13 protein-coding genes are annotated in these 17470 nt (G+C 58.0%); 11 read left to right on the top strand and 2 right to left on the bottom strand.

From position 1 onward, the window contains the following. Nucleotides 1-253: 253 nt before the first annotated feature. Nucleotides 254-1696 carry a LuxR C-terminal-related transcriptional regulator gene (locus NKJ00_RS17340; RefSeq protein WP_352630562.1) on the bottom strand — a complete coding sequence of 481 codons (1443 nt, stop codon included), beginning with the start codon at nucleotides 1694-1696 and terminating at the stop codon, nucleotides 254-256. 192 nt (nucleotides 1697-1888) lie between these two features. Between NKJ00_RS17340 and NKJ00_RS17335 the strand changes: the two genes are divergently transcribed. After that, nucleotides 1889-2263, top strand: a complete 375-nt coding sequence (locus NKJ00_RS17335) for a hypothetical protein (RefSeq protein ID WP_031212655.1) — start codon at nucleotides 1889-1891, stop codon at nucleotides 2261-2263. Between the two features lie 424 nt (nucleotides 2264-2687). Continuing rightward, entirely contained in the window at nucleotides 2688-4460 is a 1773-nt protein-coding gene (ligD, locus tag NKJ00_RS17330) for a DNA ligase D (RefSeq protein WP_023809626.1), read from the top strand. A gap of 50 nt (nucleotides 4461-4510) precedes the next feature. Here ligD and xth read toward each other — a convergent pair whose 3' ends face one another. Beyond that, the gene (xth, locus tag NKJ00_RS17325; protein ID WP_023809627.1) at nucleotides 4511-5308 is read right to left on the bottom strand and encodes an exodeoxyribonuclease III; all 798 of its coding nucleotides are present in this window, start codon (nucleotides 5306-5308) and stop codon (nucleotides 4511-4513) included. A 551-nt stretch (nucleotides 5309-5859) separates the two neighbouring features. Here xth and NKJ00_RS17320 point away from each other — a divergent pair. The 9 genes from NKJ00_RS17320 (at nucleotide 5860) to NKJ00_RS17280 (ending at nucleotide 17162) form a co-directional block, all read left to right on the top strand. Continuing rightward, the gene (locus NKJ00_RS17320) at nucleotides 5860-7029 is read left to right on the top strand and encodes a fasciclin domain-containing protein (RefSeq protein ID WP_352443095.1); all 1170 of its coding nucleotides are present in this window, start codon (nucleotides 5860-5862) and stop codon (nucleotides 7027-7029) included. Nucleotides 7030-7943: 914 nt separating this feature from the next. Next, the gene (locus NKJ00_RS17315) at nucleotides 7944-9581 is read left to right on the top strand and encodes a methyl-accepting chemotaxis protein (RefSeq protein ID WP_023809629.1); all 1638 of its coding nucleotides are present in this window, start codon (nucleotides 7944-7946) and stop codon (nucleotides 9579-9581) included. 23 nt (nucleotides 9582-9604) lie between these two features. Beyond that, nucleotides 9605-10072 (top strand): chemotaxis protein CheW, encoded by a 468-nt coding sequence (locus NKJ00_RS17310; protein ID WP_023809630.1) that lies wholly within the window; start codon nucleotides 9605-9607, stop codon nucleotides 10070-10072. Beyond that, complete coding sequence (locus NKJ00_RS17305; protein WP_023809631.1) at nucleotides 10069-11307, top strand: CheR family methyltransferase; 1239 nt, start codon at nucleotides 10069-10071, stop codon at nucleotides 11305-11307. Before NKJ00_RS17310 ends, NKJ00_RS17305 begins: the two co-directional genes overlap by 4 nt. Further along, nucleotides 11307-12011 carry a chemotaxis protein CheW gene (locus tag NKJ00_RS17300; protein ID WP_127297588.1) on the top strand — a complete coding sequence of 235 codons (705 nt, stop codon included), beginning with the start codon at nucleotides 11307-11309 and terminating at the stop codon, nucleotides 12009-12011. The genes NKJ00_RS17305 and NKJ00_RS17300 overlap by 1 nt, the downstream gene beginning before the upstream one ends. Then, complete coding sequence (locus NKJ00_RS17295) at nucleotides 12008-14281, top strand: hybrid sensor histidine kinase/response regulator (RefSeq protein ID WP_352630559.1); 2274 nt, start codon at nucleotides 12008-12010, stop codon at nucleotides 14279-14281. The genes NKJ00_RS17300 and NKJ00_RS17295 overlap by 4 nt, the downstream gene beginning before the upstream one ends. Beyond that, nucleotides 14274-15323 (top strand): chemotaxis response regulator protein-glutamate methylesterase, encoded by a 1050-nt coding sequence (locus tag NKJ00_RS17290; RefSeq protein ID WP_352630557.1) that lies wholly within the window; start codon nucleotides 14274-14276, stop codon nucleotides 15321-15323. The genes NKJ00_RS17295 and NKJ00_RS17290 overlap by 8 nt, the downstream gene beginning before the upstream one ends. A gap of 13 nt (nucleotides 15324-15336) precedes the next feature. Then, a complete protein-coding gene (locus tag NKJ00_RS17285) occupies nucleotides 15337-16341 on the top strand; it encodes a diguanylate cyclase (RefSeq protein ID WP_352630555.1) in 1005 nt (334 codons plus the stop codon). Between the two features lie 362 nt (nucleotides 16342-16703). Continuing rightward, nucleotides 16704-17162 carry a YidB family protein gene (locus NKJ00_RS17280; protein WP_023809636.1) on the top strand — a complete coding sequence of 153 codons (459 nt, stop codon included), beginning with the start codon at nucleotides 16704-16706 and terminating at the stop codon, nucleotides 17160-17162. Nucleotides 17163-17470 lie beyond the last annotated feature (308 nt).

Below are 17470 nucleotides of genomic sequence, written 5' to 3'. Positions count from 1 at the left end.
GGCCGACGACAGGTTCTCGGCTTTCGGCGAAGCCATCGCCCGGACGGGCCTCAAAGACTTCGGTGATAGTCATGTACTGACCGGCTCGCTCGGCTTGCGCGTCAAGTGGTGAGTTGCTTGGCTCTTACAAGCTGATGTAGATCATCGTTGAGCGTCGGCTGTTTGGAGTTGCAGAGCTGAAGCTGCCATTCAGCTTCCGGCCCCAATGCTGCCGAGGAGCAATGCGCCTCTGAGGTGACCAGGAGTGAAGAAGCTATGCCAAACCCGCACGACGGGCGCCTTCTCTGATTGCAGCAGTGGCGACAGGATTGGTAACCGGATAGGTTCTGATGAACACCTCAGCCGTGAAATTCGGGAACTCGTCCTTCAGTCGCGAATTGATCCTGGCGACCTGAGGCGTTTCATTGAGCATCGCATGAGCCATTGCCACAAACAGAAGTGTGGCGGGCGAATCTGGCGCAGATTGACGTAGCGCGACCAGGGATTCACGGTAAAAGCCTAGAACGTAGCTGCATCGCGCAAGCATTCCATAATACCAAGGAACATAAGGATTTAGCCGGACCGCTCGCTTGGCCAGTTCGTAGCCACGCTTCGGGTCGCTACCAACAAGAGCAAGGCTACCCGCAAGAAAGGCAAGTGAGTCCGCGTCATTTGGAGCAGCCACCGACACTCGGTCATGTTCTTCGACAGCAGCTTCGACATCGCCCTGCAATGCCCGAAGATCGGCAAGCATTATGCGGGCGTAAATGTCGGCCGGATCGAGCGCCAGCGCTTGCTTGACACATTTGCTCCAGCTCTCGATCGAGCCGGAAAGGTTGTCGGTAAACCCGTTGATGGCTTCCACAGCATGCGCAAGTGCCAGCGCGGTCCAAGCTCTTGCTAGACCCGGGTCGAGTTCGATCGCACGCGCCAGTAGCCGTATCGCCTCCTTGTTCGACTCACGGGTGAAAAGGTGCTTCTGCTCAAGCCCAAGCAGATAGCAGTCATAGGCCTGCAAACTTGCTGGAGCCTTCCGACGAGCAGCATCGCGTCGCAGATTGGCGAGCTGACCGTGGCAAGTTGCAAGGACATTGATGACGTTTTCGCTCACGCTGTCCAGCATCGCAAACAGGTTGTTCGCGGAACGATCGTAACGCATCGTCCAGACATCGACCCCTGTGTGGGCGTCGACGAGTTGGACGCGGATGCGCACCCGCTGCCCGTCCACTTGAAAACTTCCCTCGATCACATAGTCGGCATTCAACTCTCGTCCGAGAGCTCGCACGTCAACACGCCGTCCCTTGTAGGAAAGCATTGTTTGGCGGGCGATCACCGCAAGGTCCCGGTAGCGAGAGAGATCAACTATGAGGTCCGCCGACAAACCATCAGCGATACGAGTCCAGCGTTCTTCTCCGCTTAGATTGTCGAACGGGAGAACTGCGAGGACCGGCGGACCCGGCTCGTCGGTCGAAAGACTTCCGGGTGGTGCATGGCTGCGGTCCTGCTGGCGGTGATCGGCAAGTAACCCAGCAAGCGCCACTTTACTGCGAACATCGAGCTTCCGATAAATGGCCGAAAGATGGGTCCGAACGGTGGTAGGCGCTATGAAGAGTGTTTCGCCAATTTCGCGATAAGTCATTCCCTCCGCAAACTTTGCCGCGACCATCAACTCCCGATCCGATAAGCCGGCGAGAGGATTGCCTACGGGGCGAAGCATCGTTCCATTTTCCTTGCTGCCGACCTGTGGCCAGAACCCGATGGCCTTACATCAGGATGAAAATACTACAGATGCGATATCGAAAACACTGCATTTGCACGATTCCATGCGACGGGTCAGCATCCTAGTCTCTGCGGGTGGGCAGGTTAGGTTGCTTGGCAGGCCTGGTCGATTTAGAACACGGAGGGCTCCATGACAAAGTTGCCTGTCTTGACCGTACTACTGGTGCTTTTGGTGTCGGCGGGGCCATGCTTGTCCGAAGGTACCCAAACCGACAGCAAACTGACTTCGGAAGAAACGGTGAAAGCTGCCAGCGCTGAACTGTATTCCGACATTCTCGTGCGAGCATGCAGGAACGGATGGCGGTATCCGCGCAGCTACATTGAAAACGGATTCAGGCGCCACCTGGCGGAGCTGAAACTGCAGCTTGTCGATCAGGGTTACACTGTCGTACCCGACATGACCGCGAATGATCCGCAGGTCCAAAGAACGATATCGAGGACCAAACGCCGTCTGGTTGGCTCGCGCCAATTCAGCTGTTCCCACCCATACTGGCGCGATGAATGACTCCAACGCGACGGTGTGCAATCTGATAGCCTGATTTCCGGCGGTTCTCCCCAGGTTGGAAGGATGGCGTTGACGAATGGCAGGTTGTTATTCCGGGAGGAGTGACACTCCTCCTGGGGCTGTAAACAACTTCATGGAATGACCGCTCTTCGGCTGCGTGGCTCCGCAAGCTGCCGATCCGCTCCCGGCCCAAAAGCCGAGCTAGCCTCAGTTGGCCCTTAGTAGGCGAGTGATAGCCCAATTTTCCTGCAACGAAGACCCGCTAGGCCCGCTGACCGACGAAGAAAGTGCGATTTCTCCTGTCGTTGATCTCCCTTGCAGCCGGCTGGCCCAGGATTGCCGGTGCAAGCAGTCGAACATACTATTTCGCTAAAACCTGGAACCTATTGGTGCACTGAGCCTTGAGTCGCGGTTCGGAGGGTGCATGAGTAAGGCAGCAAACGGGCTCTCTTTCGTCGAGTTTCAGTCGCCGACTCTGGTCGCAACGGCGCCCGAGGGCAGCGAATGGATTCACGAGATCAAGTACGATGGCTACCGCACTGAGCTGATCATGCAGCGTGGCAAAGCACGGGCCTTCACGCGCCGTGGCTACGACTGGTCGCATCGATACCGCCGGATAGTTGAAGCAGCGGCGGGCTTGCCGGTGAGGACCGCGATCATCGATGGGGAGGCTGTCGTTCTCGGCGACACCGGCCTTCCGGATTACCAAGCCCTGGAAAGAGAGTTGGGCAATCCAGATTCCGCGAGACTCATCTTTTATGCGTTCGACCTGCTGCACCTTAACGGGCGCGATCTTCGGCAACTGCCATTGGTGAAGCGCAAGGCAGCCCTGGAGAGGCTACTGGAGAACACCGCGCCGACACTGACCTATGCCGAACATCTGGAGGTAAGCGGCAAGGATGTGTTTCAACATGCCTGCCGGATGGGGTTGGAGGGGATCGTATCCAAGCGCGTCGATGCGACCTACGGCTCGGGGGTTCAGACCAGTTGGTTGAAGGTAAAGTGCATCAAGAGCGACACCTTCCCTATCGTGGCTTTCGTAGAGAAACTCGGTGCTCACCCGCGCCGCATTGCATCGCTTTATATCGGGCGCCGCGAGGGCAACCGACTGCTCTATGCCGGGAAGGCTCGCAGCGGGTACACCTTGAGCGCTGCGAAACTTGTGCGAGAGCGGCTTGACCCGCTGATCATCAGCAAGTCGCCTTTGTCAGAGCCGATTGTGAAGCCGAAAGCGACTTGGGTGAAACCACACGTGCTGGCCGAGGTCCAGTTCAGCGGCGTCACCGATCGCGGGGTGCTGCGCGAGGCAGTGTTCAAGGGTTTGCGCGAAGACCTCGTGCCAATCCCGGCCAAGCCTCAAGCGCCATCAAAGCGACGCGGGCCAACCCGGAAACATGGCGTTCCCAGTGAAAACATCCTGCAACTGCTGCCAGACGCTGTCTCGCCCTCCAAGGACGAGCTTGCGCGTTACTGGGAGAGGGTTGCGGATCATGCCCTGGTTCATCTCGGCCACAGACCGCTGAAGCTGGTCCGCCATGCTCATGGCGCGACCTTCTATCACAAAGGCGCACTGCCGCAGATCCCGGCGGCAGTGCATCAATTGCGGCTGCAGAAGCGCGAGGGTGGCGAAGGTGTGCGCGTGTGGGTGGACGACCTTGCCGGTTTGCTGGGACTGGTCGAGATGGATGCGGTAGAGCTGCATCCCTGGAACGCCACCGTCGACGATATCGAACATGCCGACCGTATTGTTCTGGACCTTGACCCCGGCGAGGGCGTGGAGTGGGAGCAAGTCATCGAGGCCGCACTGGCGCTCCGCGACATCCTGGAAGCGGAAGGGCTGGAGAGCTGGCCGAAGGTTACTGGCGGCAAAGGCATTCACCTGATGGTCCCGCTGGAGAGCAAGATCACGCACGACAGCGGCCGCCTCTTGGCCAGGTCCTTCGCCAATCGGCTCGCTGAAGCGCATCCGGACCGCTATCTACTTTCGGCCTCGCCGTCGGCTCGAACAGGCCGCATCTTCATTGATTACCTCCGCAATGGTCGGGGCAGCACTGCGGTGGGCGCCTTCTCGCCACGGGCGCGCCGCGGTTTTCCAATCGCCCATCCGGTGACCTGGAGCCAGGTTGAGGCAGCCATCCGTCCAGATGCCTTCACGATCGACCGTCCGTTCAGGGCGGCCCTCAGAAAAGCTGCGTGAGCGCAAACGCCGGAAATGAAGAGTGCTCGCCGGAGACATCCCGAATGAGATCACGTCGTGTCTTTGCCGGACCGGCCGAGTTCTATCCAGGCTGGCGCATGATCACTCGGCTTTTCCCAACCGCGCACGTCAGCGTCAACGCCGGCGTCACACAACCTGTCCGAAAGGGATGGGCTGACCAGAAGATGATCCATCCTCAGGCCGGAACTTCGATCATAGCGACCCTGGTAGGAGAAGTTCCAATAGGTGTAGACGCCTTTCTCCGGGTGGATGCGGCGGACGCCATCGGTCCAGCCGCCATCAAGCATTTCGGCATAGGCTTGCCGGCTCTCCGGAAAGTAGACTGCATCGCCTAACCAACGTTGCGGCACCACGGCATCGATCGGGGTGGGCACGACATTGTAGTCGCCGCAGAGAATGCTTGGGACGCCTTCCCTGAGCAGCAGCTTGCCGTAGCTGATCAGGCGGTCGAACCAGCGCAGCTTATACTCGAATTTCGGGCCAGGAGCGGGATTGCCGTTGGGCAGGTAGAGGCAGCCGACGACGATCCCATCCACCTCAGCCTCAATATATCGGCTGTGCGTGTCGTCAGGATCGCCCGGGAGCCCACGACGGCGCTCCAACGGCTCTTTTCCACGAGCGAGTATGGCTACGCCGTTGTAGGACTTTTGCCCGTGCCAGATTGCGCCGTAGCCGGCGTCCCTGATGGCTTCGGCGGGGAATTTCTCATCCGAGGTCTTCAATTCCTGAAGGCACACGACGTCATAGTCGGTCTGACCCAGCCACTTGATGAGCACAGGCAGGCGGCCGTTCACACCGTTGACGTTGAATGTTGCGATGCGGGTCATCAGGAGCTCTCTCCAAAACTCTTCACGCGGTATCAAGGTGAATGGCTCAGCAGTTGATCCCTCACTACGCTGCACAGGAAGACCGCATGCCGTCGGACCCTCTGCCATCAGATTTCGACATCGTTGATCCTCTCGGCTCCTTTTAACCGCCGAGCGTGGGGAAAGTTCAAGATGACAGCGATAGGATGAGTCCGGCCGAACTCGAGCGAAACTCTCAGGCAGGTGCGATGCGGCCCTCGACTGACTGAATGTCTGAAATGCGCCTCGAAGCCGACATCAAGAGTCGGCGTGCCGAACGTCCTGTCTGGCAGAGAGCGAACAGGCAGCTTACGGTATGATGATCCTCAGACGGGGCCGTTCGCGGCCCCTAAACTCGCGTTGAAAATCCTTGGCGCGCCATTGCAGTAGTGATGTCACCGCCTCCCGCAGTTTCATTGGTGGCGCAATCGTAAGGCCAAACGTCCAAAGAACTGCGCCTTGGGCAAATAGCCAAGGTCACTTATCAAAACTGATGGTTATGATAAATTCGCTCTCTCTGGGCGGAGTTTGGCATGAAGCGTCGACTGATTTTTGCAGTGTGCATCCTGATAAGTCAGGTGGCGGTCGGAAACGCCCAGACGGTTGAGACGGCGGTAGCACGCGCCCAGACGACTTCCGACAACAATATCATCCAGAATGCCGCTCTTTCCAAGGACTACACCACCCTTATAGCAGCTGTGAAAGCGGCCGGGCTGGTTGAGACGTTGGAGGGTAAAGGCCCGTTCACTGTTCTCGCGCCGACAGACGCCGCATTTGCAAGATTGCAGCAAGGTGCAGTGCAGGTTCTTCTTGCGCCCGAAGCTAAAAACGAACTCTCCAAAATCCTAAAGTGTCATGTGATTTCCGGAGATCTGAGTACCGACGCGATCCTCGCTGAGATAGCCGCGAACAACGGAGCCTACTCGGTCGACACAATCGGGGGATGCTCTCTCACTTTTCGGGCGGCAGGAAGCAATATTTCTGTAACGGACCAATTTGGCGACATTGCCAGTCTCGTTGCCAGCGACGTGAAACAGACGAACGGCTTGGTCTACGCGGTCGACAAAGTACTTTCGCCCGGCGCTCCAGACACCTCTCACGAAATTCACGCCTCTAGGATCTTTGCCGGACCGAACGAATATCCACCCACTAATTTCGCGGCTTATGGGATTCTGGCATTCAAATCGAAAGTTACCATCTACGACCAGGAACGGCAAAAGATGCTGTGCGAGGCGTTTGTGAATGCCGTCCTGCCGTCGTCGTCGCTCGTCGTCCCTACAGCGGCCCAAATGGTAACGGTATGGCCGATGGACAGCGCCGAGCATGCAAAGGCCGCAACCAAGGCGAACATAACCAGGACCTGCGACGAAGCCCTTCAGGATTATGGACTGGCTGTTTCGCAAAAGGCAGTCCGCGATGCAGTTGCAAGCGGCGTTGCTGTCGACGGCGACGGGCCTTTTCTGATTGCGTGGGCACCGCCGACGCAAATCGGAAAGCCTGGTGCTGTGGTTCTTAAAGCCGACCTTTCAACAGTGACCGAATACAAGATGGCAAGTGACATCATGCACCGGTGGGTAGTGGAAATTGAAAACAGGCCCGAGCTTTGGAGATCGGGAACGTTCGATAGAAGCTTGATCGCAACAGCTCGCGAGTGGGCGGATCACTACGGGTCCCTGATCTTTTCAGTCGTCGGTGTAAAGTGACGCCCTTCCTAGATTTCATAGCCGGGTTCGGTGTGTCCGGAGTGGTGGGATTGGTGCTTGGGCTCATTGCGATGACGATCATTGCGCCAAACACCACTGGTGGAGCGTTGCTAATCATTTTTGTTGGGATAGCAGTGGGGATTATTTTCGGCGCGATTTACCGCTCATTTAGACCAGCTAAGACGCCACCCGAAACGAAACAGTGAAATTTGCTGAGTACACGAAACGCGCTGGACTAAAAAAAAGATATTGAATAAAAAAGCCGCCGAAGCGGGTTTTTCGTTATCAAATACTAGCCAAAAGCGCGGGGCCGAGGATCATTACCTCCGGCGGCCTGTCTGGAGGCAAAGCGCGGGAATATTCGAGGCCGCCCAGAGCGATCTGCAGGGCATTTGCTGATCCAGCAGAGCCGGGAGATCGGACTGAAGGCACGGATATTTGATGTGATTCTGTACCTCTTCTCAAGCAGCGTTCTGACGGTCGCTGGCGCAGACAGACCGTCAGAACGCCGATCATCACGATGTACGCTTTTGGACGCGGCAAATGTCGACCTTCTGGCCGAAATGAGGCGCATTGCAGACTGGCGACTCTGGGCCGCAAGCGGGAGGTCGGCTTTCGGGCATCGAGCTGACCTAAGCAGTCATTCAACTCATGGCCACAAGTAGCTCATACACGCTCCTCTTGACGCGGCGTGCCACCCTAGCCGATGTCGGGCTGATGTGCGTGGACGGCAGGACGTCCTTGACCACCGCTTCTGGCGCCGCCGATTGGCGAGCCGCCTCTCCATCATTTGCGATGGAACGGAAAAGAAACCATTCAGCATCAGACTGCCGCTTTTCGACGCACCTTTTCGAATACGTCGGAACGAGCGCTTGTCGCGCAGCCCACGATGCCCCCATTGGTGAACCGGTTCCATGAAGAGTCTGACAATACGCCACCGCATCCTCGTCAGTTTCGCTGCCGTTCTGGTGGTCATGTCCGTGATAGCCGTCATGGCGTACGCCTGGTTTCTTCAGGCGGGCCAGGAGGCGACTGAGGTCGAGAAGGGCATCCTACCGGACCTTTATCACAGCACCGAGATCATGACGGGCCAGATGGCGGCCCATAGTCTGCTTCAGGAATTTGCCCTTCAGGAAAACCCGTCGGACAGAAGCACGCTTGAAAGCGCGATCACGACCAATCGCGACCAAGTGCAGCGATCGATGGACGACTATGAGGCAACAATCGTCTCCGACATCGACAAGCAGAATTATGCACTCGTCAAAGAACTCGCCAACCAATTCCGTCTGGCTGAAACTGCTGTGCTGGACACAAGCCGGGCTGCCTTGTCGAAAGGTGAAACTCCCAATGAAAGCCCGGCCCTCAAGAACACCGTAGAGCCGATTTTTGTAAAATTGCAGTCCGCTCTGCAGGCCATGGTTGAGGATCATAGAGGCGAGGCAAACAGTGCGACCCAGCGGATCAGCTCGATCGTTAGAACGGCCGAAGTCGGTTTGAGTGTTGGCTTGTTGGTAGCCCTCGGGCTAGCCCTTCTTTTGGGTTACCAGCTGTTTCGCGCCATTACAGGTCCGCTCACCCGTTTGGTCAACGCGGTTCAATTGATGCGGCAAGGCGACTTCAGCGAACGCCTCGATCTGATGCGCCGAGACGAATTCAGTGTGCTTGCCGACGGCTTCAACGCAATGGCGGACGATCTCACAACCCTCATTGGTCAGGTTCAAAGGTCCAGCATACAGGTCGGCACGTCGATAACTGAGATCGCCGCCACCTCCAAGCAACAGCAGGCAACTGCGACTGAAATCGCAGCGACCACAACAGAAATCCGCGCGACAGCCAAGGAAATCTCCGCCACATCAAACGAGCTGGTCCGCACGATGAACGAGGTCTCCACAGTTGCCGAACAAACGGCTGCCGTCGCCGGCGGAGGTCAAGCCGGGCTGACCCGTATGGAAGAAACCATGCAGCAAGTCATGGAAGCGGCCGGCGCGATCAATTCCAAACTCGCGATCTTGAGTGAGAAAGCCGGCAGCATCAATCAGGTGGTGACGACCATCACAAAAGTCGCCGATCAGACGAATCTGTTGTCGCTCAACGCTTCCATCGAGGCTGAGAAGGCAGGCCAATATGGCCGGGGTTTTGCAGTTGTAGCGACGGAAATCCGAAGGCTCGCGGACCAGACGGCTGTCTCCACCTACGATATTGAGCAGATGGTCAAGGACATCCAGTCGGCAGTCGCGGCCGGGGTGATGGGCATGGACAAGTTTTCCGAGCAGGTCCGCCGGGGTATGCAGGAAATCCAGCAGGTCGGCGGGCAACTCTTCGATATCATTCAGCAGGTTCAGGGGCTGGTGCCACGTTTCGAAGTCGCCAATGAAGGCATGCAAGCACAGGCGACCGGCGCGGGGCAGATCAGCGACACGCTAACCCAGCTAAGCGAGGCAGCTCAGCAAACAGTCGAATCCCTTCAGCAATCGACGCTCGCGATCGACGAGCTCAATCAAGTCTCAGGCGGCATGCGAAGTAGCATTTCGAGGTTCAAGCTGCGAGCATAGCGAGTCGGCAGTAGGAGGTGACAATGCTATTCCTCGCCTTCAGCATGGGTCCGGATCGCTACTTGATCGATGTCCACCAAATTGAAGAGGTGCTGCCCTATTTCGATGTGAAAGTTCTTCCGGGTGCGCCAACTGGTGTGGTGGGTTTGGTCAGCTATAACGGAATACCCATCCCTCTGATCGATGTTACCCATCTTGCGCTTGGCCGGCCATCGGAGCGCCTATTGAGCACCCGGATCGTTGTGACGCGCTATCCGGCGCATGATGGCGAGCAACGCCTGCTGGGGCTGATCGCGGAACGGGTGACGGATACGCTCGAGCGACACCCTGCCGATTTCGCGCCGTTCGGACTTGAACAAGGAACCCCGCCCTATCTTGGGCCGGTGGCTTCCGATGGTTCGGAGATCATTCAGTCGGTCAAAGTGGAAGCGCTGCTTTCGGAAGAGATTCGTACCGCTTTGCTCCGCCAGGCCGCAATAGGTGATCAATGACCGGCGCAATAGAAAAGCTCCTGATGGAAACCATCGGACTGGACAGTGCCAGTGTTGGTCCGACAGTGGTTCGTCAGGCGGTCAGAGACCGGATGGAAGCATGCCGGATAACCAACCCTCAGGCCTATAGGGAACACTTGACCGTTTCCTCGCAGGAGCTGCAGGAGCTGATCAATGCGGTGGTGATCCCAGAGACCTGGTTCTTTCGCGACCGAGAAGCGTTCACGATGCTGGCGCGGCATGCGCGCGTGCACAAGCCTGCTCAGCCGATAAGAGTCCTGAGCCTGCCATGTTCAACCGGCGAAGAGGCTTATTCGGTCGCCATGGCGATGTTCGATGCCGGCTTTGAGGCGCACGAGTTCAAGATCGATGGCGTGGACGTCAGCAGTCGCAATATCGCCACGGCTGAACGCGCCATCTATGGGCGCAATTCGTTTCGCGGGAGCCATCTCGAATTTAAAGATCGCTATTTCGAAGCGGCTGAGGGCGGGTTGCGGCCTATTGCTGGGGTGCTGAAACAGGTTCGGTTCAGGGTAGGAAACCTGTTCGGCTCTCGCGCTTTCGGGCAAGAGGTGTATGACATCCTGCTTTGCCGCAATTTGCTGATCTACTTCAATCGAGAGCTGCAGGATCGCGCATTGAGCTGCCTGAAGGACCTGCTGGCCAAGGACGGACTTCTTCTGGTCGGTCCGGCGGAAGCAGCTCTTCCAAGGTTGCATGGCTTTATTTCCGCTGAATGGCCATTGGCCTTTGCCTTTCTGAAATCGGAGGCCGTCAAGACCACGGCGCCGAAAGTTCCGGCCGCCGTCCCGGTGCGGGCGCCAAGCCCGAAGGTCAACAAGAGCGAGCCTCTTCTTCCGTTCCGACCGACAATTGGCAATGAAGGCCGTAGGCAGGCTCCGACCAAGCCGCTTGCACAGGCCTCGGAAAGCCTCATCGCGGTTGAACGGATCGCCAATGCAGGACGGGTAAAGGAGGCACAGGAGGTCGCCCTGGCGCATCTCAAGGAATTCGGTCCTTCCGCGGAAATCTTCTACCTGCTGGGCCTCGTCCAAGATGCGGATGGTTCTGCACCCGAAGCCGCGCGAAGTTATCGCAAGGCGCTCTATCTCGCACCAAATCATCGAGAAGCTCTCGTCCATCTGGCCTTGCTGCTTAGCAAGCAAGGCGACCATAACGGCGCCGAGGCGCTGGCCGGCCGGCTGGGTCGGGTCCAGAAAAGGAGCGGCGGCTGATGGCGGCTTCGACAAAGATCGCTCAGCCGGTGGAGGAGATTGCAATCGACGACTGCTGGCGGCAAATAGGCGTACGGGGCGACAAGTCATGTCCGCTACTGGAGCAGCATCTCCACTGCCGGAATTGCCCGACCTACAAGAAGATTGCACGACGCCTTCTTGACCGTGCAGCGCCCTCGGCATACCGCGACGAATGGCATGATAACGCTGATCGTGCAGGGATCCATTCGACAGACAGCGACGCGCTGCAGACGGCCGTTCTCTTCCGTTTGGGGGACGAATGGCTTGCACTGCCGGTCGGTATTTTTCATGAAGTGGCTGAATCTCGTCGCGTTCATTCACTTCCACACCGCAGGAACAGTGCACTGCTCGGTATTGCGAATGTCCGTGGTGAATTGCTCATTTGCCTGTCCCTGGCCGAATTGCTCGGGATAGACGAGCGCAAGGAGGGGGAACAAGGCACACGCACCAAGGTATTTCGCCGCCTAGTCGTGGTAGGCGAGCACGACAAGCGGGTTGCTTTTACGGTTGACGAGATCCACGGCTTACATCGGTACCAAGAACGCGACACTCTCGATGTTCCGGCCACGATTGGCAAGGCAGTGTCGGCCGCTACAGTTGCCGTGCTGCCGTGGCAGGGACGAGCCGTTGGCTGTCTCGATCCACGACAACTGCTCACGATGCTTGACCGGAGCATCGCATGACAGATGGAGACTTCAGCCAGGTTTCGATGCTCACCCTCTTCCAGGCCGAACTGGAGACGCAGTCACAGGCTCTAACCTCTGGGCTTCTGGCACTCGAACGCGATCCTATCGCCCCCGACGCCCTGGAAGCATGCATGCGTGCCGCGCATTCCCTGAAAGGAGCTGCCCGCATCATCGACCTGATGCCCGCGGTCAAAGTTGCAAATGCGATGGAAGACTGCCTGGTCGCCGCGCAACGTGGGCAGCTGAGGGTGCGACGGGAGCATATAGATGCGCTTCTGCAGGGCTCTGACCTTTTGAAATTGATCGCATCGGGATCATCGAGCGACAGCGCCAACTCAGAAGTCGAAACCTTTCTCGCGAAGTTCGAGGAATTGTCCCTCCCCAAGGCAAAGCCCGGGCCCCAAGATTCTGCAGCTGATTTCGCAACTCCAGATCATGCCCAGGAGCAACTGGCGACGACCTCTTCAGCGAACCTCCTAGTTGCGGCGGAACCGCAAGCCCAGGGCAGCATCGGCTCTGATAGAATGGTTCGGGTGACGGCAGACAGCCTGAACCGATTGCTCGGGTTGGCTGGCGAGTCGCTGATGGAAGCTCGGCGACTCAGGCCATTCGCTGACGGGCTGCTACGGCTGAAGCGACTTCAAGCGGACCTCGCGAGTTCGTTCGACAATCTTCATGCAATGCTGCCGCCGGTTTCAAACAATGCGGCGGTGGTGGAGGCGCTGGCTGAAGCGCAGCGAAAGCTTCGGTTGAACCAAGCGTTCCTGGCGGAGCGTCTCGATGAATTGGATTCAGTGGATCGGAAAGCGACTGATCTTGCCAACAGATTGTACGATGAAACGTTGGCGAGCCGGATGCGGCCTTTTGAGGACGGCGTGCGACACTATGCGAGAACGATCCGCGACCTCGGTCGTACCCTTGGCAAGCGGGTGCGACTGGAGATCGTAGGCGGCTCGACCGGCATCGACCGTGATATCCTCGAGCAGCTTGATGCCCCTTTGGGGCATCTCCTGCGCAACGCTGTAGACCATGGGCTTGAACCGCCTGATGAGCGCCTCGCGATGGGTAAACCCGAAGAGGGGCTGATCAGGCTCGAAGCGAGGCATAATGCCGGGCTGCTGCAGATAGCCGTGGTGGATGACGGCAGGGGGGTCGAGCTCTCGAAGCTGCGCGAGACTGTCGTCGCCCGGCAACTTGCAACCAGGGAAAGTGCTGACACACTCAGCGAAACCGAATTGCTCGCATTCCTGTTTCTGCCAGGCTTTTCGATGAAAGCGGGCATTACCGACGTCTCCGGTCGCGGTGTGGGGCTCGATGCAGTGCAAGCCATGACGAAGGAAGTGCGGGGAGTCGCAAGCGTCTCCTCAGAATTTGGGCACGGAACCCGATTTCAACTGCAACTGCCGCTGACGTTGTCGGTCCTGCGCACGCTGCTCGTCGATGTCGATGGGGAGCCTTATGCTTTTCCACTCGCTGCCATTTCCAAGACTTTGAAACTGCAGCGGACGCAGATCACTCTCCTGCAGGGGCGGCCACATTTTCGATTGAATGATCGACAGATTGGGCTGGTCACCGCGCGCGAGGTGCTGGATCGAGGTGAGCCCGGATCGGAACCGAACGAACTCTCGGTCGTCGTCGTGGATGCGGGCCGGGGCGATGCGTACGGCCTGATCGTCGACCGTTTTCTCGGGGAACGCGAGTTAGTGATCAGACCTCTCGATCCACGGTTTGCCAAAATTAAGGATATCAGCGCAGCAGCTCTGATGGAAGACGGTTCGCCTGTTCTGATCTTCGACGTCGACGATCTGATCCGATCGGTGGAGAAGCTTGCGTCGTCGAGCGGATTTCGAACTCTTCGGCGCGCCGCGGGCGGTCCCGAAGCGAGCAGGCGCAAGCGCGTGCTCGTGATTGACGATTCACTGACGGTTCGCGAACTCCAGCGCAAGATGCTGGGCAATTACGGTTATGAGGTCGAAGTTGCGGTCGACGGTATGGACGGGTGGAATGCCGTCCGGTCTGGTCCTTTCGACCTCGTCGTCACCGACATCGACATGCCTCGCATGGATGGCATCGAACTGGTGAGTTTGATCAGAAAGGACACTCATCTCAAGAACACACCCATCATGATCGTTTCATACAAGGATCGGGAAGAAGATCGCGCGCGCGGGCTCGACGCAGGTGCTGACTATTATCTGACCAAGAGTAGCTTTCAGGACGAGGCGCTGATCCATGCCGTCGTGGACATGATTGGCGAGGCGGTTGAATGAAATCGAGATGGGACGCCAGCGAATGAGAATCGGCGTAGTCAACGACATGCCGATGGCGGTCGAACTTCTGCGTCGACTGGTCCTGTCGACCGGCGAACATCAGGTCGCGTGGATCGCGACCAATGGGCGAGAGGCGGTCGAGGTCTGCAGACGAGATCTGCCGGATCTGATACTGATGGATCTAGCGATGCCAGAGATGGATGGCGTTGAAGCGACCCGCAGAATCATGGCGGAAACTCCGTGCTCAATCTTGCTTGTGACCGCCAGTATCGAAGCCAACCTCGCCGGCGTCTACGAAGCAATGGGTCATGGCGCCCTTGACGCAGTCGATATTCCGTCGGTGGGCATCGAAGGTAACGCGTCCTCGCAATCCGCCCGGCTTTTGACGAACAAGATAGGAACGATCGGCAAGCTGATCGGTGATGCGCCGACCCAGGCAAAAAGGCGGATGTCACGTGCGGCTGAGCCGACACCTCGACGCCTGATTGCAATCGGTGCCTCTGCCGGCGGGCCGGCTGCCGTTGCCGCAGTCCTGAGTTCGTTTCCCGTTGACTTTGGCGGCGCGATTGTACTGGTCCAGCATCTCGATGCTCAGTTCGTTCCAGGCCTCGTTGATTGGCTGGGGCAGCATACGCCTCTCCCGATCCGTCCGGCGCGGGAAAGGGATAGTCCTCAAGCGGGCACCGTTCTCGTTGCCAGTTCTGCGGATCATCTGGTTTTCAAGTCAGCTCGGCAACTTGGCTATACGCCCAGCCCCAAGGACAATGTTTATCGGCCGTCCGTAGATGTGTTCTTCGAAAGTGCGGCGCAATGGTGGCCCGGCTCGGTGACTGGTGTTCTGCTCACAGGCATGGGCAGGGATGGTGCGCGCGGGCTGAGACAGCTCCGCGACAAGGGGCATCTCACAATCGCGCAGGATAAAGCAACCAGTGCCGTCTATGGCATGCCGAAGGCCGCCGCCGACATCGGCGCGGCTGTTGATATTCTTCCTTTGAGTGCTATCGGCTCACGTATAATCGAAGCCTGCGAGCGCTCCACGTGAAAGGGCCCGTCCGATGACGCAAGAACCAGAGCTGGTCCCGCCACTCGCAGATAATTATTCATCCATGGTTCTGCTCATCGATGATCAGATCATGGTTTGCGAGGCGGTCAGGCGCGCTCTAGCCACCGCGCCCGATATTTCCTTACACTTCTGCACCGACCCATTGAGAGCGATGACGGTCGCGGATGAGGTAAAGCCAACGGTTATTCTGCAGGATCTCGTCATGCCCGGGGTCGATGGGCTGCATCTGGTGCGAGAATACAGGAAGCATGGGTCGACACGCGCGGTCCCAGTCATTGTGCTGTCGAGCAAGGAAGATCCAGCCACCAAGGGCGAGGCGTTCGCTGCGGGAGCGAACGACTATCTCGTCAAACTGCCGGACCGTATCGAGTTGATTGCACGTATTCGATATCACACGCGGGCCTATCTGGATCACGTCCAGCGAGACGCGGCGTACCGAGCGCTAAGGGAAAGCCAGCGACAGCTGATCAGTGCAAATCTCGAGCTTGAACGTCTGACGAGGATCGATGGCCTGACGGGTCTAGGCAACAGGCGCTATTTTGACGAATATCTGGCGGCTGAATGGAAGCGCGCTTTTCGCGCACAGTCCCCATTGTCGCTGTTGATGATCGATGCAGACAACTTCAAACGATACAACGATACCTATGGCCACATGGCCGGCGACGAGGTGCTCAAGCAAATCGCCAGCGTAATCCAGAGTGGTTCCGGCCGCTCCACCGATCTCGCTGCGCGGTACGGAGGCGAAGAGTTCGTCATCGTGCTGGTCGACACTTTACTGGAACAATCCAGCGCGATCGCAGAGCGGCTCGTCCAGAGCGTGCGGGAATTGAACATACCCCACGGCCCGGATCGCGTGACCATCAGCGTTGGCGCCGCAACAGCGGTGCCCACCGAGAACGAGACGCCAAACGATTTCGTCAATGCCGCCGATTTGGCTCTGTTTCGTGCCAAATCGGAAGGACGAGATCGTGTTGCGCTTCATATGTCCCGCAGCTAGAGAAGCTCAATGCACCTCCGAAGAGCGGGTGTGTAATTTGAGGCTAAGATGGGGCGTGAGAGCGGCACTCGGTTGAAGATAGGAGCCGGACAACGGGCTTGAAGACTGGTTGGGCAAACGTTGGGAATGACAGCGACAGCGAGCTGGCCAGGTTCCGCTCCCTCCTCCTTATCATTGCGCCGCTTAAAACCCCAGGGTTGATTGCCGTGTGAAGCACTGGCGCGGCGAGGAAAACTTGCGGCGCGCTTCGCTGCAGAATTCCGGGAGGAGAAGGCTGAGCGTGTTCCAGAGGTCTATTAACTCCAGCAGGCGGAACCTTGCGAGCCTCGAAGCCTTCTTCCTGTTAGCTAAGGAGGAAACCAATGGCAAATCTGGGAAGACTGGCTGTCGCGATGCTTGGCATTCTTGCTTACCAAAATCGCGATAAGATCGGTGACTTGATCCGCGGCGCGGGAAATCGAGATCCAAACAACACACAAGGCGGGCTCTTGGATCAGCTGTCCAAGGGCGTCTCCGGGACCGCGTTTGGGGACATCCTCGACCGCTTCAGAAATGCAGGAGCGGGATCGAAGGTCGATTCGTGGGTTAGTACCGGACCCAACGAACCGATCGACCCGAAGGACGTGGAGACGGCAATTGACGAGGACACTCTCACTGCGCTTTCGATGCAAACTGGTCTGTCGCGCGATGAGTTGATTGCCCGGATCACTAAAGACTTGCCCGAGGCGGTCGACAAGCTGACGCCAAGGGGCGAACTGCCAGCAGCGACCGATGAGATCGCACTCCTAGATCAGGTGCCGCCACGCACTCCAGAGCGGTAAACGGGGGATTACATCGACCGTTAAATTGGCCGCGCCGCAATCCGGAGCGCATGACTGAACGGGCGGGCCACGGCCTGCCGTTGGGCGCCGCGAAGGAAAGAGTGGTGAAAGGGGGCGATCTTCTCTTTGGACTGGTTGTGATGAGGCGGGACCCTGGCACAGGTCGGCGTTGAGTTCCACTCTGCATTTTATTCAACATGACCCTAAATTGATTGGTCCACCCGGTTCCGAAACGACACAATGCGGGCTCGGCTGAGGCCCCTCCGTCTTTGAGGTATCGTCCTCGCGACCGCGTAAACAAGAAAGTG

Source organism: Mesorhizobium sp. M0227 (assembly GCF_040321855.1).
GTDB lineage: Bacteria > Pseudomonadota > Alphaproteobacteria > Rhizobiales > Rhizobiaceae > Mesorhizobium.
The sequence above is the reverse complement of the archived record's forward strand: the minus strand, read 5'-3'. Positions and strand labels throughout refer to the sequence as shown.

Bases quoted from the DNA above. Each gene is read 5' to 3' on its own strand.
- NKJ00_RS17340 (WP_352630562.1), bottom strand. From the start codon at position 1,696: ATGCTTCGCCCCGTAGGCAATCCTCTCGCCGGCTTATCGGATCGGGAG.
- NKJ00_RS17335 (WP_031212655.1), top strand. From the start codon at position 1,889: ATGACAAAGTTGCCTGTCTTGACCGTACTACTGGTGCTTTTGGTGTCG.
- ligD (WP_023809626.1), top strand. From the start codon at position 2,688: ATGAGTAAGGCAGCAAACGGGCTCTCTTTCGTCGAGTTTCAGTCGCCG.
- xth (WP_023809627.1), bottom strand. From the start codon at position 5,308: ATGACCCGCATCGCAACATTCAACGTCAACGGTGTGAACGGCCGCCTG.
- NKJ00_RS17320 (WP_352443095.1), top strand. From the start codon at position 5,860: ATGAAGCGTCGACTGATTTTTGCAGTGTGCATCCTGATAAGTCAGGTG.
- NKJ00_RS17315 (WP_023809629.1), top strand. From the start codon at position 7,944: ATGAAGAGTCTGACAATACGCCACCGCATCCTCGTCAGTTTCGCTGCC.
- NKJ00_RS17310 (WP_023809630.1), top strand. From the start codon at position 9,605: ATGCTATTCCTCGCCTTCAGCATGGGTCCGGATCGCTACTTGATCGAT.
- NKJ00_RS17305 (WP_023809631.1), top strand. From the start codon at position 10,069: ATGACCGGCGCAATAGAAAAGCTCCTGATGGAAACCATCGGACTGGAC.
- NKJ00_RS17300 (WP_127297588.1), top strand. From the start codon at position 11,307: ATGGCGGCTTCGACAAAGATCGCTCAGCCGGTGGAGGAGATTGCAATC.
- NKJ00_RS17295 (WP_352630559.1), top strand. From the start codon at position 12,008: ATGACAGATGGAGACTTCAGCCAGGTTTCGATGCTCACCCTCTTCCAG.
- NKJ00_RS17285 (WP_352630555.1), top strand. From the start codon at position 15,337: ATGACGCAAGAACCAGAGCTGGTCCCGCCACTCGCAGATAATTATTCA.
- NKJ00_RS17280 (WP_023809636.1), top strand. From the start codon at position 16,704: ATGGCAAATCTGGGAAGACTGGCTGTCGCGATGCTTGGCATTCTTGCT.